Consider the following 18,943-nt stretch of genomic DNA (forward strand, 5'->3'; position numbering starts at 1 on the left):
GATTATCCCTTTCCCAGCAAGCTCCAGTTGCCGCTGGCTTCGTAGGCTGTGATAATCTCCCTAGCTGTATCCGTAATCTCTTCTGGATAGTTCAGGCTCTCTAGTGTATTAACCGCATTCTTGGTCAAAGCGCTACCTTGCTTAATCTTATAGTCAAAGACAATTTCTCCAGCCACATATTGACTGTCAAAGTGATATTGAGCATTGAGCTGACCAGAAGCTGCTACCAACTCCACATCATGGCTCGAAATCATGTAAAGACAGGGTTTCTGAGCTAGCCAATCAATGATTGCCAGTCCTGCCCCAATCCGCTCAACAGTATTGGTTCCCTTAAAAAGCTCATCGATGAAAAAGTAGTGCATGCCCTCTTCTTCCAAGGAATCTATCATGCGCTCAATAGCCCTGCTCTCAGCGATAAAATAACTATCCCCAGAGCCAATGTCATCGGTCACATCCATTGAGCTCAAGACATGACCATGCTGCAAGGTCAAGCTCTCGGCACAAGCAAAGCCTAACCCCTGAGCCAAGATAGCATTGATAGCTGCTATTCTCAGGTAAGTCGATTTTCCAGAAGCATTATCTCCACTAATCATCATATTCTTAGAAAAATCCAAATCATTGCTGACAGGTCGCTCTAAGAGTGGGTGATAGAGACCCTTGCCCTTCATCCCAGTTGAGCTTGTAAAGCTAGGCTTCGTATAAATTGGCAAGCTTTCCTTGTAGTTAAGTACAGCAATCGCTGCCTCTAAGCGACCTAGAATCTCCAGCACTTGCCTAGCCTGTTGATTGGCCTTGACCAGGCGATTGGAGATATAGGCCTGAGCTAACTGAGGTATGAGCAAGACGGAGTTGATATAGAGATAGAAAATCTCCAGCTCAGAGGCACCCGACTGGGGTCGAAAGACTTCTCCAAAAAGCCGTGTTCGACTAAAAGAAGCCACCGCTTCTTTCAGAGCAGCTTGCTGGGGCAAGGGCAGGCGGGCGATCTTTTCACCAATATAGAAGATCCGTACCAGATAGCTCATGCTGTCCAACTTCATCTCTAGAGACCAGCGCGTGGCCATGGAATAAACGATATTAAAAGCCATGCTGATGATGGGAACTATATATCCCAGACTAGGATTGATAAAATAGAGTAAAGGGGAAAGTAGCGGAATCGCAGCCAAAAACAGGTAAAAACTTCCCCTGTGATTAGCCTGAGCTGGTTTATAGATCAGTTTCTTAGCTTGATTGTGATTTTTCTTGCCAAGCTCAGAAAAAAGCAGCTGCATCTGAATGCGCACCTCTGGATGTTGGGCTAAATATGCCTGCAAATCATCAAATTCCTGATCTGCCTCGAAATGCAACAGGCGGAGTTTGCTGTAAAGGTACTCTGAACCTAGACTGGATTGGGCTGCTGTATCAATATCCTGAAAAATATCAAAAAAGTCCAAATCTCCCCAAGTCTGGTCGTCGACCAGACTATCATAGGTTCCAGCTTCTTCGTCTAACAAAAAGGACTCATATAGACTGGACTCACTGTCTGGCCGGCAATCCACCCGCTCATGACCTCCCCAAGTAGCAGCTAAACGCTTCTTAAAGCGAAGCTTTCTCCGAATAGCAGAGGCTATGACAAGTACTAGCACCGCCAAAAAGCCCAGCAATACCAAGATAAATTGTGACATAAATATCCTCACCCCTTCCAGAAAACCTCTGACTTTTAGACATATTATACTACTTAAAAAAGTAAAAAGAAAGGTAAGAAGAGGCGGATAAGACGGTCGATTTTACAAAAGACACTTTTCAATCTTCCAGTTTTATATTATAATCATAGCTATATTCCTGTCGTAAAATTGGAGGTTCTCATGAGCAAAAAAGAAGTCGCATTCCCACGCTACCAGCAGATTGCCGTCGCTATTGCTGAGCGAATCGTTGACGGCAAATATCCCATCGGCAGCAAGATCTATGCTCGCTCTACCTTAGCCAGCAACTTCAATGTCTCCCCTGAAACAGCCCGCAAGGCTATCAATGTGCTGGTAGATCTGGAAATCATGGAAGTCCGTCACGGCAGTGGAGCCTTCATTTCCTCCAAGGAAAAAGCCCAGCAGTTTCTCACGACCTATAAAGATGTCAACTCTCTGCAGGATCTCAAAAGCAAGCTCCACCAGAGCATCCAACGCCAAGAGGAAGAATTTGTCAACTTTTCCCAGCTGCTCAATCAGCTTCTCAGTCGGACCAAAGATGTCCAGCAGCGCTTCCCTTTCAATCCCTACGAGCTCCAGCTCTCAGCAGACGCTATCAACCTAGGAAAATCTATCAATGAACTCAATATCTGGCACTCGACTGGCGCTACCATTGTCGCAATCCAGCAGGGAGACCAACTCCTAATCTCGCCTGGTCCTTATACCAAGCTGGAAGCCGGCAATACCATCTATTTTGTTGGTAACGAATTATCGGTCGGTTTGATGCATAATTTATTTTTTAATGAAATTGAAACAAACAAGTGAAACAGCGCTTGTTTTTTCTTTGTCAAAAAACAGAATAGACAGGCGAATCCGCTGTCTGACAAGCTTTTTGCGACTTTCAGAAATATTCTAGAAAATCATCCTCCTTTTTTATAATAACCGAAAAGGCTGGTCTGACAGTATTTTGGGTTTGACAAAGTGACCACACGATGTTATACTGTGATGGTCTTTTAAGTGACAACTTAATAAAATAAACATGTAGTCACTTTTGTAAAAGGAGAAATACGTTGAATAAACTAGAAGTAAAACATTTGACTAAAATTTTCGGCAAAAGGCAAAAGCAGGCACTGGAAATGGTTCAGCAAGCCAAAAGCAAAACGGAAATTTTAGAAAAAACCGGTGCTACTGTCGGAGTTTACGATGTAAACTTTGAAGTTCAGACCGGAGAAATTTTTGTCATCATGGGACTATCCGGTAGTGGGAAGTCTACCCTTATCCGCCTGCTCAACCGATTGATTGACCCAACATCAGGCGACATTTACATCGACGGCCAAGATGTAGCCAAGATGAACGAAGAGGAGCTGCGTGACGTTCGCCGCCACAAGCTCAATATGGTCTTCCAGAACTTCGGCCTCTTCCCACATCGGACCATTCTGGAAAATACTGAGTTCGGCCTGGAAGTCCGAGGTGTTGATAAGGAAGAGCGCACGCGCCTAGCTGAACAAGCTCTGGGCAATGCTGGTCTCCACTCCTTCAAGGACCAATACCCCGATCAGCTCTCTGGTGGGATGCAGCAGCGGGTTGGTCTGGCTCGAGCTTTGGCCAACAATCCTGATATTCTGCTCATGGACGAAGCCTTCTCAGCTTTAGACCCCCTCATCCGCCGAGAAATGCAGGATGAGTTACTAGATCTGCAGGCAGAGCATGAGCGTACCATTATCTTTATCACCCACGATCTCAATGAGGCCCTGCGTATCGGTGACCGTATTGCTATTATGGCTGACGGTCAGATTATGCAGATTGGCACCGGTGAGGAAATCCTGACCAATCCAGCCAATGACTTCGTTCGAGAGTTCGTTGAAGATGTGGACCGCTCCAAGGTCTTGACTGCCCAGAATATCATGACAACGCCACTGACCACCAACATTGACATTGATGGACCTACCGTGGCCCTTAATCGCATGAAAAAAGAAGAGGTCAGTATGCTGCTGGCTGTGGATAGGAAGCGGCAGCTCAAGGGCAGTCTAACTGCCGAAGCTGCCCGCGATGCCCGCAAGCAGCATCAAGCACTGGCTGAAGTGATTGATAAGAACGTCCGCAAGGTTACTCAGGAAACCCTGATTACCGATATTTTCCCGCTGATCTACGATTCACCAGCACCTCTGGCCGTTGTAGATGATAAGGACAAGTTAGTCGGCGTTATTATCAAAGGTCGGGTCATCGAAGCCTTGGCCAATACTACTGAATCTGAAGAATAAGGGAGGTTCGCATTTTGAATATTTTACAACAGCCAATCCCCGTTTCTCAATGGGTTGAGGCCTTTACTAACTGGGTAACTGATACCTTCTCCGGGCTTTTCTCGGTCCTTCAGACTATCGGAAATGCCATCATGAATGGAATGACAGACACCCTGCTCTTCATTCCACCTCTGCTCTTTATCGCAGTCATCACTATTTTTACCTGTTTGATTTCCAAGCGTAAGCTGGGACTGCCCCTGCTCACCCTCCTAGGCCTGCTCTTTGTTTACAACCAAGGCCTCTGGGAAAATCTTATGAACACTGTGACCTTGGTCATCATCTCCAGTGCCATTTCCATTGTCATCGGTATTCCACTGGGGATTTGGATGGCTAAGAGCAACCGCGTCGAAGCAGTTATCAAGCCCTTGCTGGACTTTATGCAGACCATGCCGGCCTTTGTCTACCTGATACCAGCCGTGGCCTTCTTCGGTATCGGTATGGTGCCTGGGGTCTTTGCCTCTGTCATCTTTGCCCTGCCACCGACTGTCCGCTTTACCAATCTAGCCATTCGTCAGATTCCGACCGAGCTGATTGAAGCGTCAGACTCCTTCGGGGGCACTGGCAAGCAGAAGCTCTTCAAAGTTGAGCTGCCTCTGGCTAAAAATACTATCCTAGCTGGGGTCAATCAGACCATCATGCTGGCTCTGTCTATGGTCGTTACGGCCTCTATGATTGGGGCGCCAGGACTGGGCCGTGGCGTTCTCTCTGCCCTGCAGCATGCCGACATCGGTTCCGGATTTGTCAATGGGGTATCTCTGGTTATCCTGGCCATTATTATTGACCGCCTGACCCAGAAGCTCAACCAACCTCTAGCTAAAAAATCACCGATCACTGCCAAGGAAAAACGCAAGAAGATTATGCTCTGGTCTGCTCTGGCTGCTGTCATCTTGACAGCCTTTGTCGGAAATCAAGTAACCAAGCTTCAGCAAAGCAAAAAAGAAAAGGTCAACCTTGCCTATGTTGAATGGGACTCCGAAGTTGCCTCAACCAATGTCGTAGCGGAAGCTCTCAAGGAAATGGGCTACGATGTCACCATCACACCGCTGGACAATGCCGTTATGTGGAAGTCCGTTGCTAATGGCGAAGCTGATGCTATGGTTTCTGCCTGGTTGCCGACCACCCACGCGGCTCTCTATGAGGAGTACAAGGACAAGATAGTGGACTTGGGGCCGAACCTCGAGGGCGTTAAGACAGGGCTAGTCGTACCAAGCTATATGGACGCTGATTCTATTGAAGACCTGTCAGACCAAGCCAAGAAAACCATCACAGGTATTGAGCCCGGCGCTGGTATCATGAGCGCGACTGAGAAGACTATGCAAAAATACAGCAATCTCAGTGGCTGGAATCTTTCTTCTTCCTCAACAGGAGCCATGACCACTGCTCTGGATCAGGCTATTAAGAATAAAGAAGATATTATCGTAACCGGCTGGTCACCACACTGGATGTTCTCCAAATACGACCTCAAATACCTCAAGGATCCTAAGGGAACCATGGGCGGCAAGGAAGCTATCCACACTATTACTCGAAAAAATCTAGACAAGGACTTACCAGAAGTCAACAAGGTCCTGGATAACTTCAACTGGACTCAAAAGGACATGGAAGAAGTCATGCTTAAGATTAACGAAGGCAGCTCACCAGAAGCTGCAGCCAAAGAGTGGATCAAAAACCATCAAAAAGAAGTCGAAAGCTGGAAGAAATAAAAGCATAGAAAAAAGGGATGAATCAAAAGATTCATCCTTTATTTTATAAGGAGCCATTCTATTTTGTTTAAGTCATTTAATCCTGATAGAGACTATCTCCATTCGTCGCAATGACTTCTTTGTACCAATCAAAAGATTTTTTCTTGTAACGGGCTAGACTTCCGCTACCATCATCGTTGCGGTCAACGTAGATAAAGCCGTAACGTTTGCTTAGTTCTGCCGTGCTGGCTGAGACCAGGTCAATACAGCCCCAGGTCGTGTAACCTAGCAGTTCTACGCCATCTTCCAGCGCTTCTCCCACCTGTTGCAAATGCTGTTTAAGATAATCAATACGGTAGTCATCTTCAACCGTTGGGCCAGTTGGACCATCCACCAAGACATCCTTGGCACCGAGACCATTTTCCACGATAAAGAGAGGCAACTGATAGCGATCATAAAAGCTATTTAGCACCAAGCGCAGGCCGACTGGGTCAATCTGCCAGCCCCATTCTGAGCTAGCCAGATGGGGATTTAGGATGCCACCTAGAAGATTGCCTCGGCCAGAAGAATAATTTTCCGGATCATGAGCCGCAACCACACTCATATAGTAAGAGAAGGAAATAAAGTCTACAGTATTTTCAGCCAAAAGTTCTTTGTCACCTGGCGCAAACTGAATCTCAATCCCATTTTCCTTGAAGAAACGATTGATATAGGCTGGATATTTTCCACGCGCATGGATATCAGAGAAGAGGTAGTTTTGATTTTCAAATTCTCGTGCCGCCAACACATCTTCTGGCTTAGGTGTCATAGGATAGGCCGGCATGGCGAGAACCATACAGCCAATCTTAAAATCAGGATTAATCTCATGACCAATTTTCGTTGCCAAGGCAGACGCCACCAGCTCATGATGGACCGCTTGATAGAGATCCTGCTTGGACAGTTCTTCAGCTGGCGTGGCAATGCCACCGCTCATAAAGGGCGCATGGAGAACAGAGTTGATTTCATTAAAGGTTAGCCAATACTTGACCTTATCTTTGTAGCGGGTAAAAACCGTGCGGACATAGCGCTCATAGAAGCCGATTAAATCGCGGTTGGCCCAGCCATTGTACTGACGCGCTAAATGCAGGGGCGTTTCATAGTGAGACAGGGTAATCAGAGGCTCTATTCCATATTTAGCCAGCTCGTCAAAAAGATTGTCATAGAATTGCAAACCAGCTTCATTGGGCTCCAGCTCGTCTCCATTTGGAAAAATCCGAGACCAGGCAATGGAGGTCCGGTAGACCTTGAAGCCCATCTCCGCGAAGAGGGCAACGTCCTCCTTGTAACGATGGTAAAAATCAATTCCTTCCAGCTTGAGATTATATGGCGTTGGCCCCTCGGTAATCAAAGGATTGCGATCACCCGGCTTGGCTGGCAGTCCGCCTTTTGGAGTCACATCCTGAACAGACAGGCCTTTTCCATCTAGATTATAGGCGCCCTCATATTGATTTGCCGCCGTTGCACCACCCCAGAGGAAATTTTTAGGAAATTTTGCCATTGCATTTCTCGCTTTCGTTTTTTCTTTGATTATATTATAATCTTAGATGAAAATGTTTTTTTGCACAATTCTCTTATATATTGATACTATTCTATTACAAGGAGCAGGGAATGCTAGATCTTGGACAGCTTCATAAAAATACCGTATATAAAAATCAAAGGACCCCCTATTCACTGACCCGGACTATTACAAAAAATGGGCAGCCTGACATCCTCTTTCATTGGCATACGGACGTTGAAATCATCTATGTCCATGAGGGGACTGCTAAGTTTCATATTGACCAGGAATATTTCAACAGCAAGGCGGGAGATATCATCCTGATCCGCCCCAATGCTCTTCACTCCATTCATCCTATCGAAAATCAAAAACATTACATGGATGCCTTAAACTTCCAACTGGACTTAATGGGCTACTCTGCAATGGATCAGGCTAGTATCGATTACCTGCAGCCCCTCTACAAGGGGGAGCTAGACTTTGTTCACGTGATCGAACCCCATCACAAGGGCTATCAAGCCATCCGTTCCTGTCTGATTGAGACCATGGAGACTGGCTATCATCGCAAGGACTACTTTGAATTTCAGATAAAGGCTCAGCTCAACCAGCTCTTTTATCTGCTTTTTGAAAATGGTTATGTTGTCTCCAAAACGCAATCCTTGGAAGGCTACCGAAAAGAAGAGAAGATCAGAAATATTATTGATTACATCAGTCTTCATTATCAAGAGGAGTTGACAATTGATCATCTGGCTAATATTTGCGGCTACAGCGCTACTCATTTTATGAACTTTTTCAAAAAGCATATCGGTGTCTCCTGCATGGAGTTCCTCATTCAGTTTCGCTTGAGAAAGGCGACCGAGCTTCTGCAACATTCAAATCTTTCAATCCTTGAAATCGCGAATCAATCTGGCTTCAACAACCTATCTAACTTCAATCGTCAGTTCAAAAAATACTATCTAATGACTCCCAGACAGTACCGAAAGAAATGACATTTATTGAAACACATAAAAAACAGCTTCGACGATATCCGAGGCTGTTTTATTTGTCAAAAATATTGAAAATTATCTTTTTTATCTTGCTTGTCTTTTTATCCAAGTCATTTAAATCAGCAAGGCCAGAATGATATTCACAAGTCCCAACACTAGCAAACTCCGCAAAAGCAAATGTCCTAACTTCTCTTTAAAGAAATTGCGTCGAAGAAAAAGGCCAAAAATCAGCAAAACTGTGGCTGCTAAAGCCAGAATCAACCAAATCACCAAAAGCAACCAAAAGAAAATGAATTGATATAAGAACATGACTCCTCCTAACTCTCTAGTAAGCATGACCAGTAATGAAAGCATAGATAATTCCAAAAACAAAGTATAAAGCAAGCCCCATGCCAAACAAGAGCCATAGACGTCCCAATAACTTCAAATAGAGAGACTTGCCCGCTTGACCAAAGAAAATTATCAAAAGAGCCGGCAGACTAAGGATTGATAGTATATAAAACACAGGAACAAAGAAACCTACTAGCAACAAACCACTCCCGATACCTTCCATTTCTGAGCTCCTTTCTTGTTCATTATAGCAAACGACATCTGTCTCACCAAACGAAAACCAGAAAAGCTATGCTCTTCTGGCTGTAATAACGACGAGAAAATACTTACTCCCAATTTAAGGCAACATGTTCTTTCATTTCCCGGTAGGCTATATCGACCCGTTCTTTGGTAGCTTCATCCAGCCTATCCCGATATTTTCCACCTTCTATAAAGTCTTCCAGAATCAGAGTTTGGTAGCTATAAAGCGGATAGCCTTCAGCAGAAAAACCTCCTTTTTCTACACGGCTGACCCAGGTCGGATGAGCCTGAGCACTCTTGATTCGGGTACCTTTGAGCGTCTTTTCAAGAGTCAGATCCATCAGAACCCCACGCTCGGTCCACTGAGCATTTTCAACTCCTTCCATGGTCTCAATCCGTTGATTAGATATGAAATTTCCCATAGAGTAGATGATTAGTTTTTTCTGGCCGTCCTTTTCCAGAGTTTCAGATGGTTGTGTCACATGTGGGTGTCCACCAAAGATGATGTCGGCACCCCAATCCACCATTTTGTGGTAGAGGCTTACCTGTTCTTCTGTCGGTTGTAGCTGATACTCTACTCCCATTTGGGGCATAACAACCGTAATGTCGGCTTCTTTCTCAGCACGTTCGATTTCCGATTTCATTTTCTCCTCATCAAGATTTGATAAATGCTGGTCATATTCATCTTGACTGAGATTTCCTTCCATTCCATTAAATCCGTAGGAATAGGCTAAGATAGCTATTTTAATCCCATTTACTTCTTTAATAGTCAGAGGCGCTTGGCCACGTGGTTCATGGGTATAAACACCAACCGGTGTAATTCCTTGGTCTTCAAAAGCCTTAGCAGTTGAAAATAGACCAGATAATTGAGAATCTAAAATATGATTATGAGCCAAGTCAAGCACATGATAACCCGCATCTTTAATAGCTCCTACTACTGACTCAGGTGCATTAAACAGCGGATAGCCTGCTAAAGGTAGGTCTGGACTAATGGTCCCTTCAAAATCTCCAATCGTAAGGTCTGCTTGATGGAGCCATTCTTTAGCATACTGAAAATTCTCTGAGAAATCATAACTACCATCTTCTCGTAGAGCGCTCATATAGAGGGCATCATGGTAAAGCAAATCACCATTTGCCATGATACGAGCTGTTTGAACCTGCTTGTTTGCTACAGTCTTCGGTCTAGCTGAATTTTTATTTTCTATACTTGCCTGTCTCGTCTGCTTTCTTGCATCTATTTCCTTTTGGAAGAATGAAATGAGACTAGCCGAAAGAATAATCAGACTAGACAAAGCAAAAACAAACCATTTCTTTTGGGCTTCAGCTTTTCTTCTATCCGAACGTTTCATCCTTGTCGCCTCCTACCATATCTATTTTACTATAAAATAGATGTTCCAGTCATCCTCTAGAAAAACATCGTCATTATTAAAATATCTGAACCTTAAGACCTTTTGAAACTTAAAAAGAGCAGGTGACATCCACATCCTGCTCTTTTCATATGGTTTTTAGTTTAATTCAAATAGAGTATCCCCTAGGTCAACTTCCCCTTCTGCCAAAACCTTCAGATCTCTGAAGCGACTCATATTGGTGACAATGATTGGAGTTGTCACAGGGTAACCAGCCTCCTTGATAGTATCGATATCAAAGCTGAGCAAAAGCTGGCCTTTTTTGACCTTAGAGCCTTGGACAACATGAGCTGTGAAACCTTTTCCATCAAGGGCTACTGTATCCATACCGACGTGAATTAAGAGTTCTGCTCCATCATCTGTAGCTAAACCAATAGCATGGTTGGTAGGGAAGAGCAGGCGAATGACACCATCGGCAGGGGCCACTACTTCACCGACACTTGGCTCAATGGCAACTCCTTTACCTATAGCTCCGCTAGCAAAGACTGCGTCTGGAGTATCCTCAAGAGCGATTATTTCGCCAGCTAATGGGCTTGTCACGACTTGCACAGTAGCTCCGTCAGAGACTCTTTCGTTTTCAACATTTAAAGACGGAGTAGCATCTTTTTCAGACGGACCGCCGAAAAGGTTTGGAATCTTGACCAGCTGAGTCAATCCAAAACCTAGTACAAAGTTCGCTACAATAGCGATGAGGAAGTGAATCAAGGTCATGCTGTTGCCAGCTTCAATAAAGGATGGAATTGCAAAAAGTCCCATACCTCCCATAACCTGCATTTTGACATCAAAGAAAGCTAGATATGCACCAGTCAACGCTCCAGAAATACAGGTCATGATGAATGGCAAGCGCATTGGGAGTGTGATCCCATAAATAGCTGGCTCCGTTACACCAAAGAGAGCTGAGATGAAAGCTGGAATCGAAAGCTGACGAACCTTCTCTTCCTTGGTTCGCATCATGATGTTAATAAGAGCACCTGCTTGTGCAAAACAGATAGCAATAGAGGCAACAAGAATGACACCTGGACCTTTTTGCAGTTCCAGGATTGCTAGTGGCACCAAGCCCCAGTGAAGACCAAACATGACTAGAACCTGCCAAGCAGCCCCTAGAACGATACCATATAGCACCGGACTAAAATCATAGATACCTGTAAAGAGAGCACCTACTAAATCAGATGCCCAACTCATGACCGGACCGATAACCAGAAAGGCCAGTGGCACTGTAATCAAAAGAGTAAAGAATGGTACGATAAAGACTTTGACAACATCTGGAATGATTTTTTTAAAGCCTTTTTCAATCTTGGCTCCAGCCCAAACAGCTGCAATCACTGGAAGGACCGTTGACAAATAGCTCGATGCTGGAAAGATACTCGATGCTGGAAAGATAATTGGAAGACCGAAGAAAGTCGAAAAAATCGGAGACTCAATCGGTGTACCAGCAAAAAGTGTATAAAGCGGTTTTTCCGCCGTAAAGCTAGCTGCGATATTTGGATAAACCAGAGCAAACCCGATAGCCAAAGCAGTGAACTGATTCATCTTGAACCGTTTAGCAGCTGTAATAGCCAAAATCAAAGGAAGGAATTGGAAAAGACCATCTCCTGCTGCATTGAGAACAATATAAGCGCCATCTGTTTTGGCAACGCCTAAGGCTGCCATAATGGCCACCACACCTTTGATCATACCTGCTGCTGACAAGGTACCGAGCATCGGCTGGAAGAGGCCTGATACAAGCGCAATGAAGCGGTCAAACAGATTTCCTTCTACAGCATCGTCATCTGCATCGACACTGCCCTCTCCAGAAATACCAGCAACTCTGAGCACCGTTTCGTAGACATCAGGCACATGATTGCCAATAACGACTTGATATTGACCACCGGCCTTGACAACCGTTACAACCCCATCTCTCTTCATCAGATAGTCTGTGTCCGCCTTTGATTCATCCTTTAAGGAAAAACGCAAGCATGTCACGCAGTGTACTAGTTTGGTGATATTGTCTTTGCCCCCAACGTGGGCAACAATGTCCTTAGCTAATTCTGTGTAGTCTTTAGCCATTTGGGATCCTCCTGTTCTATTTTGATCACGCTAGACCTGTTCAAACTCCTGAAAAAAAGAAGAAACCTAGACGAATACCAAATGAGAAGATAGAACAGAGTTCTAACTCATTACTTGTATTCATCTAGGTTTTGCCTGCGTGATCAGTAACAATCCTTGTATCTAGTATAGCATATGATTTTAAAATTGCAAGCGTTTTCTAAAAATTTTTTAATGTTTTTAGAAAGTATCTTAAAAGAAAAGAGACTGAAAGCAAATGCAGCCTCTATTTTCTTCTCAAAATCAATCTTCTATATTGACATTCACTGTCAAAACCTGGCCATCTCGAACGACCTGCTTGCCAGCAATGTAGACATCCTGGACATCGCTACCTTTAACCGCATACACGAGGTGTGACAGCATATTTTCCAATGGATAAAGGTGAATCCGCCCCTTTGGTTGAATAGCAATGAAATCGGCTTGCTTCCCCACTTCCAGGCTACCAATTTTGTCCTCCAAGCCCAGCGCTTTAGCCCCCTCAATCGTCTGTGCTTTCAAGGCTTGCTCAATCGTAAACTGACTTGCATCACCTACCCACATCTTCTGAAGTAGAGCAGCGGTCCGACCTTCTTCAAACATATCTAGATTATTGTTAGAAGCGACAGAATCTGTTGCTAAGCCAACAGTCACACCAGCAACTAGTAGGTTAGTCACCGGAGCTACACCAGAAGCCAACTTGAGATTACTGATAGGATTGTGGGCGATGCTGACTGGTGACGTCGCTAAATCCGCAATCTCTGACGGATTCAGCTCAACCCCATGAGCAAAAATTGCTGGCTGCTCCAAGTAACCCAGCCCTTTCAAGAAAGCCAGAGGCCTTTTACCGTAACGTTCCAGGATAATTTTATTTTCATTTTGGGTCTCTGCCACATGAATATGGAGCCTCAAATCCAACTCACGCGCTAAATCTACACTGCCCTTTAGCAAATCTTCATCACAGGCATAGGGTGAATGAGGAGCCACCATGACCTGAAAATCTTCGTCATCATAGGAGAGGATTTCCTCTATAATAGCCCGGGTACGAGCCAGGGTCTCTGCTGCTGTTTCCGCTGGTGAAGTGAAGAGAGTTGGAGAGAAATAACAGCGCATCCCCGACTGACGGACAGCTTGGTAAATCTGCTTAATATCCACCCCATGAGGATTATACATATCATTAAATGTTGTTGTTCCTGACAGCAACATCTCAGCCAGAGCAAATTGAACTGCTTTAGTAGTCACTTCTGCTGTAAACAGGCTCTCTGCTGGCCAGAGGTAATCCTCCAACCATTCATGCAGATTGCTGTCATCACGAATCCCACGTAGTAAAGTCATGGCCGAGTGAGTATGGCAGTTGACCAAACCTGGCATGATCCAAGCACCTTCGTAGTCTACTGTTTCACTACATTTCCCTAGCCAAGCTTGGTCATAGGGACCGCAGTAGACAATGCGGTCATCTTCCACCACAAGCAGGCCTCCCCGATAAACATGAAATTCGCTATCACAGGTCACCAGATTGACATTTGTATAAGCTTTCATCCGGATATATCCTCACTTTCTAAACACTTGCACTCAGGAGATTTTAGCTATTATAACAGGCCTTATAAAATAGTTCAAGAGATTCTGATAGTTTATTCGAAATTAAGATAATCAGGGTCCGGTGTAATATATAATAATTGGCCTTTATAAAATACGAGAAAAACCTCGTTCCTCTTGTAACTATATAAGACATAACTGTTAGCAGAGTCTTCTCCCCCAGCTAGTCCAACTCCGACTGCAACATCCGCTACTGCAGCACCAAAGGCGCTCAGTTGCTCTTTTGTAAGATGCTGATCTAAATATAATGATTTTAAGTTTTTAATTTCTTGGTTTCTAAAGTTTCCAGTGAGGTATTTTGGATCCCTTATCACTGCCTCAGGTTCCCCCAGTGCTTCTTTGACTGTTTCCTCAGTATAGCCTTCATAACTAGGCACTTGAGCTTTAATTTGCCCGTCAGAAGAGTTATAAGATACACTTCCATGTCCTTTTGCATAGATTTTATCTTTTGGAGCTAACTGGTCTCCTTTGTCCGAAGCTTCCCTTTTTTCTGAGAAACCAGAATTATCCTTCTCTCCACTTTCCTTACTTGACGACTGGGTCTCTTTACTAGTTTTCTCTTCTTTACTAGTTGACTTAGTCTTTTCTTCTGATTTTGAGCTTGAACTTTCTTCAGTTGGTTTATTCGAATTAGCCTGCCCTTTACCATTAGATTTACAAGCAGTTAGAGTGACAATCGTTAAAATAGTAAGTAAAATCGTCGAAAATCTTTTTAATTTCATCTTTCACTCCTCATTTTTATTATGATCATTATCCCTTATCTAAAAACTTTTGTCAACGCTCAGCAAAAAAGGCCTAACGGCCTTTTATTTCATGTGTTGAAGCAGATAAGCATAACCTTCTGCTTCCATTTTTTCTTTTGGAATAAATCGCAGAGCTGCGGAGTTGATGCAGTAGCGAAGACCGCCTGCTGATTCTGGACCGTCAGTAAAGACATGGCCCAGATGGGCATTGCCAGAACGGCTGCGCACTTCAATCCGCTCCATGCCATGACTCTTGTCTTCATAGTATCTCAGAACTTCTCTGGCAATAGGCCGACTAAAGCTAGGCCAGCCACAGCCCGACTCAAACTTGTCACCGGCAAAAAAGAGAGGCTCTCCAGTCGTCACATCGACATAAATTCCTTCTTCAAAAGTGGCATTGTAGGCATTGTGGAAAGGACGCTCTGTCGCACTGAGCTGGGTCACCTGGTATTGCTCTTGCGTCAACTGTTCTTTCAGTTCCGCATCTGTAGGTTTCTCATATTGGCCAGGATCGACCAAGGGCTGATAGGCATCATTGACATTGATATGGCAGTAGCCACCGGGATTTTTCTTGAGATAATCCTGATGGTAGTCTTCAGCTAATACATAGTGGCGCAAAGGTTCCAGCTCAACAGCTATCTTTTGTCCCAGCTGTTTTTCCTGCTCAGCAAAGACCTGTTCAATGACCGCCTTATCAGCTTGATCCGTATAGTAAACGCCCGTCCGATACTGACGTCCTACATCATTTCCCTGCTTATTGACCGACAGAGGATCAATAACTCGGAAATAATAGAGCAGGATTTCCCGCAGACTAATCCTCTTTTCATCATAGATTAGATGAACCGTTTCTGCATGGTCCGTTTGATGAATCAGTTGATAGTTGGTTGATTCCACCTGTCCATTGGCGTATCCCACTGTCGTTTTCTTAATACCTTCAATGCGGGAGAAATACTCTTCCAAGCCCCAGAAGCAACCTCCTGCTAGATAAATTTCAGCCATAAAAACACCTCATTTCTTTGCGTCTATTTTCTCATAAAAGGAGTCGAAATTATAGCAATTTGATTAGAACTTTCTTCAAAATAATATGAAAAAGCTGGGTCTTAATGACAATCAACCCAGCCATGTTCTTCATTTCAAATCACAATAACGCTTGTATAGAAGATTATTCCTCTATATACTTCAATTTCCCACGGAAATCTTCTAGGTTTTCATAGCCTTTTTCTTCCATAATAGTCTTGAGTTCTGAGGTGATGCGCTCAAAGGCTGCTACACCTTCTTTATGAAGGGTTGTTCCGACCTGCACCATACTGGCTCCACAGAGGATATGCTCAAAGGCATCGCGCCCCGTCAGGACACCACCAGTACCAATGATTTGGATTTCTGGTTTAAGGCGTTGATAAAAAGCATGGACATTGGCTAGAGCAGTCGGCTTGATGTACTGACCTCCGATACCTCCAAAACCATTTTTCGGACGAATGACCACTGACTCATCTTCTATATAAAGGCCGTTTCCGATCGAGTTGACACAATTGACAAACTTGAGCGGATACTTGTTAAAAATCGCAGCGGCCTGGTCAAAATGCACAATATCAAAATAAGGAGGCAGCTTAATGCCTAGGGGCTTTTTGAAATAAACAAAAACCTCTGACAAAATTTTTTCCGTCGTTTCAAAGTCATAGGCAATCTGCGGCTTGCCAGGGACATTAGGGCAGGAGAGATTGAGCTCAGTAATCCCTTTAAAGTCGCTTGCCTGCACTTTTTTGAGAATGGTGTGGGTTTCTTCTGGTGACATACCGACTAAAGAGAGGAAGAAAGTGCGATTTGGTTCACTTTCCTGGAGTTCCAGCAGGTAGTCAAGATAGTAGTCTAAACCATTGTTAGGCAGGCCCATGGAGTTGATAGAGCCCAGCGGAACATCCTGATAGCGCGGTTCTGGATTTCCCTGACGAAATTCCAGCGTCGCTGTCTTGGTCACAAAGGTCCCCGCAGCAGAATCTTTGACTTCCGCCAATTCCTCTTTTGTCATACAGGCAACCCCAGCTGCATTCATCAGGCAGTTGTTAAATGCAAAACCAGCAATCTGTGTCGATGTCGAAACCATAGTAAAATACTCCTTTTCCCTATGAAGGCTAATGCCTCTATCTCTTTTTCCTCATTATATCACCAAACTCCGCTTTTTCGCTTTTTAAACTGGAATTTTCTAACAAACGTTCGGGAATCTATCCAAAAGATAGTTTTTCAAATTTTCAGAAAATTCAACTTTTTTCTTTACACCCCAAAAAAATTCTGCTATAATGGCTCATGTAATAAAATATAACAACAAAAAGGAGAACGATATGACATCTGCTAAAGAATATATCCAAAGCGTGTTTGCAACTGTGAAAGCTCGTAACGGGCATGAGGCTGAATTTCTCCAGGCTGTTGAAGAATTCTTCAGCACTTTGGAGCCTGTATTTGAAAAACACCCTGAGTACATCGAAGAAAATATCTTGGCACGTATCACTGAGCCTGAGCGCGTAATTTCTTTCCGTGTTCCTTGGGTTGACCGTGAAGGCAAAGTACAAGTCAACCGTGGTTACCGTGTTCAATTTAACTCAGCTGTTGGACCATATAAAGGCGGACTTCGTTTCCACCCAACTGTAAACCAAGGGATTTTGAAATTCCTCGGATTTGAACAAATCTTTAAAAATGTCTTGACTGGACTTCCAATCGGCGGAGGTAAAGGTGGATCAGACTTCGATCCTAAAGGTAAAACTGATGCTGAAGTGATGCGCTTCTGCCAAAGCTTCATGACTGAATTGCAAAAACACATCGGACCATCACTTGACGTCCCAGCCGGCGATATCGGTGTTGGTGGACGTGAGATTGGTTACCTTTACGGACAATACAAACGCCTTAACCAATTTGATGCGGGTGTCTTGACTGGTAAACCTCTTGGATTCGGTGGTAGCTTGATTCGTCCAGAAGCAACTGGTTACGGTTTGGTTTACTATACTGAAGAAATGCTCAAAGCTAATGGTAACAGTTTTGCTGGTAAGAAAGTGGTTATTTCAGGTTCTGGTAACGTAGCTCAATACGCTCTTCAAAAAGCGACTGAACTCGGTGCTACTGTCATCTCTGTATCTGACTCAAATGGTTATGTCATCGATGAAAATGGTATCGACTTCGACCTTCTTACAGATGTTAAAGAAAAACGTCGTGCACGTTTGACTGAATATGCTGCTGAAAAAGCAACTGCTACTTACCATGAAGGTTCTGTCTGGACTTACGCTGGAAACTACGACATCGCTCTTCCATGTGCGACTCAAAACGAAATCAACGGTGAAGCAGCTAAACGCTTGGTTTCTCAAGGAGTTATCTGCGTATCAGAAGGTGCCAACATGCCTAGCGACCTTGATGCGATTAAAGTCTACAAAGAAAACGGAATCCTTTACGGACCTGCCAAAGCTGCCAATGCTGGTGGTGTAGCTGTATCTGCCCTTGAAATGAGCCAAAACAGCCTTCGTCTTTCATGGACACGTGAAGAAGTTGATGGACGCCTCAAAGACATCATGACAAACATCTTCAACACAGCTAAAACAACTGCTGAAACATACGGTCTTGGTACTGACTACCTTGCAGGAGCAAATATCGCTGCCTTCGAAAATGTAGCCAACGCTATGATTGCACAAGGATTAGTTTAATTAATCGATACATCCTATCGGAGGTCAATCATGAACTTACGGCCAATGGAAGTGAGAGACAATCCAGCTGTAGCGCAACTCATTCGAGCCAGCCTAGAAGAATTCGGGCTTGACAAACCAGGAACTGTCTACTTTGATTCTCATCTAGATCATTTGGCCGATTATTATCAACAGCAAGAGAGAGCAGCTTACTTTGTTCTGGAAGATGAAGATCAGCTGGTTGGCTGTGGTGGCTTTGCACCTGTGTCCGATAAAATTGCTGAATTACAAAAACTGTATGTCACCAAAAATAGCCGTGGCAAAGGTTATTCCAGCAGGTTGATAAAGCGGATATTCCAGGAAGCCCGCCTAGCAGGTTATGAACAGCTTTATCTAGAAACCTCTACTGAACTGGCTACGGCCGTGGCCATCTATCAACACTATGGTTTTACATCACTGCAACAACCACTTTCTAACGCTGCCGGCCACCCAGCTATGAATATCTGGATGATAAAATCCCTCTTATCAGATGAATAGATGTCAGTATACTCTGGCCGTCCCAATGACATCATGATAAACATCTTCAACACAGCTGAAACTTACAGACTTAGCAAAGACTACCTTGCAGGAGCTAATATCGCTGCCTTCGAAAATGTAGCCAACGCTATGATTGCACAAGGTATTGTTTAAGATTCTTTTCTCAATCCTCAATCACTCCGATTGGGGATTTTTATGTTGGTCTCAAAAA

The 18,943-nt window shown here is 44.1% G+C and carries 17 protein-coding genes; 7 read left to right on the plus strand and 10 right to left on the minus strand.

All coding sequences use genetic code 11. The features are described 5' to 3' along the window. Positions 1–2: 2 nt before the first annotated feature. Positions 3–1,664: a MutS-related protein gene (locus HMPREF0847_RS09415; RefSeq protein WP_020992816.1), complete on the minus strand. Its 1,662-nt coding sequence runs from the start codon at positions 1,662–1,664 to the stop codon at positions 3–5. A gap of 180 nt (positions 1,665–1,844) precedes the next feature. Here HMPREF0847_RS09415 and HMPREF0847_RS09420 point away from each other — a divergent pair, with 180 nt between their 5' ends. From HMPREF0847_RS09420 to HMPREF0847_RS09430, 3 genes are all read left to right on the plus strand, one after another. Beyond that, positions 1,845–2,486, plus strand: a complete 642-nt coding sequence (locus tag HMPREF0847_RS09420; RefSeq protein WP_008808306.1) for a GntR family transcriptional regulator — start codon at positions 1,845–1,847, stop codon at positions 2,484–2,486. Between the two features lie 245 nt (positions 2,487–2,731). Continuing rightward, positions 2,732–3,922, plus strand: a complete 1,191-nt coding sequence (locus HMPREF0847_RS09425; RefSeq protein ID WP_008808305.1) for a quaternary amine ABC transporter ATP-binding protein — start codon at positions 2,732–2,734, stop codon at positions 3,920–3,922. 14 nt (positions 3,923–3,936) lie between these two features. Further along, entirely contained in the window at positions 3,937–5,661 is a 1,725-nt protein-coding gene (locus HMPREF0847_RS09430; protein WP_008808304.1) for an ABC transporter permease/substrate binding protein, read from the plus strand. A 76-nt stretch (positions 5,662–5,737) separates the two neighbouring features. Here the strand turns inward: HMPREF0847_RS09430 and HMPREF0847_RS09435 are convergent, their stop codons facing one another. Then, positions 5,738–7,177, minus strand: coding sequence for a glycoside hydrolase family 1 protein (locus HMPREF0847_RS09435; protein ID WP_008808303.1), 1,440 nt, complete (start codon positions 7,175–7,177; stop codon positions 5,738–5,740). A 110-nt stretch (positions 7,178–7,287) separates the two neighbouring features. Between HMPREF0847_RS09435 and HMPREF0847_RS09440 the strand changes: the two genes are divergently transcribed. Next, entirely contained in the window at positions 7,288–8,160 is an 873-nt protein-coding gene (locus HMPREF0847_RS09440; RefSeq protein WP_008808302.1) for an AraC family transcriptional regulator, read from the plus strand. A gap of 111 nt (positions 8,161–8,271) precedes the next feature. On the opposite strand, the gene HMPREF0847_RS09445 is transcribed toward HMPREF0847_RS09440, so the two are convergent. The 8 genes from HMPREF0847_RS09445 to HMPREF0847_RS09480 form a co-directional block, all read right to left on the minus strand. After that, positions 8,272–8,466 carry a hypothetical protein gene (locus HMPREF0847_RS09445; RefSeq protein ID WP_020992817.1) on the minus strand — a complete coding sequence of 65 codons (195 nt, stop codon included), beginning with the start codon at positions 8,464–8,466 and terminating at the stop codon, positions 8,272–8,274. Between the two features lie 16 nt (positions 8,467–8,482). Further along, on the minus strand, positions 8,483–8,710 hold the full coding sequence (locus tag HMPREF0847_RS09450) for a hypothetical protein (protein WP_008808300.1): 228 nt from the start codon (positions 8,708–8,710) through the stop codon (positions 8,483–8,485). A gap of 103 nt (positions 8,711–8,813) precedes the next feature. Further along, positions 8,814–10,076, minus strand: coding sequence for a CapA family protein (locus tag HMPREF0847_RS09455; RefSeq protein ID WP_008808299.1), 1,263 nt, complete (start codon positions 10,074–10,076; stop codon positions 8,814–8,816). Between the two features lie 156 nt (positions 10,077–10,232). Further along, the gene (locus tag HMPREF0847_RS09460; protein ID WP_008808298.1) at positions 10,233–12,179 is read right to left on the minus strand and encodes a beta-glucoside-specific PTS transporter subunit IIABC; all 1,947 of its coding nucleotides are present in this window, start codon (positions 12,177–12,179) and stop codon (positions 10,233–10,235) included. A gap of 282 nt (positions 12,180–12,461) precedes the next feature. Next, positions 12,462–13,733 carry a TRZ/ATZ family protein gene (locus tag HMPREF0847_RS09465; RefSeq protein WP_008808297.1) on the minus strand — a complete coding sequence of 424 codons (1,272 nt, stop codon included), beginning with the start codon at positions 13,731–13,733 and terminating at the stop codon, positions 12,462–12,464. Between the two features lie 92 nt (positions 13,734–13,825). Next, the gene (locus tag HMPREF0847_RS09470; protein ID WP_008808296.1) at positions 13,826–14,512 is read right to left on the minus strand and encodes a DUF4947 domain-containing protein; all 687 of its coding nucleotides are present in this window, start codon (positions 14,510–14,512) and stop codon (positions 13,826–13,828) included. A gap of 84 nt (positions 14,513–14,596) precedes the next feature. Next, the gene (msrB, locus tag HMPREF0847_RS09475; RefSeq protein WP_008808295.1) at positions 14,597–15,532 is read right to left on the minus strand and encodes a peptide-methionine (R)-S-oxide reductase MsrB; all 936 of its coding nucleotides are present in this window, start codon (positions 15,530–15,532) and stop codon (positions 14,597–14,599) included. Between the two features lie 163 nt (positions 15,533–15,695). Beyond that, positions 15,696–16,634, minus strand: coding sequence for a dihydroorotate oxidase (locus tag HMPREF0847_RS09480; protein ID WP_008808294.1), 939 nt, complete (start codon positions 16,632–16,634; stop codon positions 15,696–15,698). 235 nt (positions 16,635–16,869) lie between these two features. On the opposite strand from HMPREF0847_RS09480, the gene gdhA reads away from it, so the two are divergent. The 3 genes from gdhA to HMPREF0847_RS09495 are packed head-to-tail and all read left to right on the plus strand — an operon-like array spanning position 16,870 to position 18,885. Then, a complete protein-coding gene (gene gdhA, locus HMPREF0847_RS09485) occupies positions 16,870–18,216 on the plus strand; it encodes an NADP-specific glutamate dehydrogenase (RefSeq protein WP_008808293.1) in 1,347 nt (448 codons plus the stop codon). A 30-nt stretch (positions 18,217–18,246) separates the two neighbouring features. Continuing rightward, a complete protein-coding gene (locus HMPREF0847_RS09490; protein ID WP_008808292.1) occupies positions 18,247–18,732 on the plus strand; it encodes a GNAT family N-acetyltransferase in 486 nt (161 codons plus the stop codon). Beyond that, complete coding sequence (locus HMPREF0847_RS09495) at positions 18,733–18,885, plus strand: NADP oxidoreductase (protein WP_008808291.1); 153 nt, start codon at positions 18,733–18,735, stop codon at positions 18,883–18,885. Positions 18,886–18,943 lie beyond the last annotated feature (58 nt).

Source organism: Streptococcus sp. 2_1_36FAA (assembly GCF_000161955.2).
GTDB classification, from domain to species: Bacteria; Bacillota; Bacilli; order Lactobacillales; family Streptococcaceae; genus Streptococcus; species Streptococcus gordonii.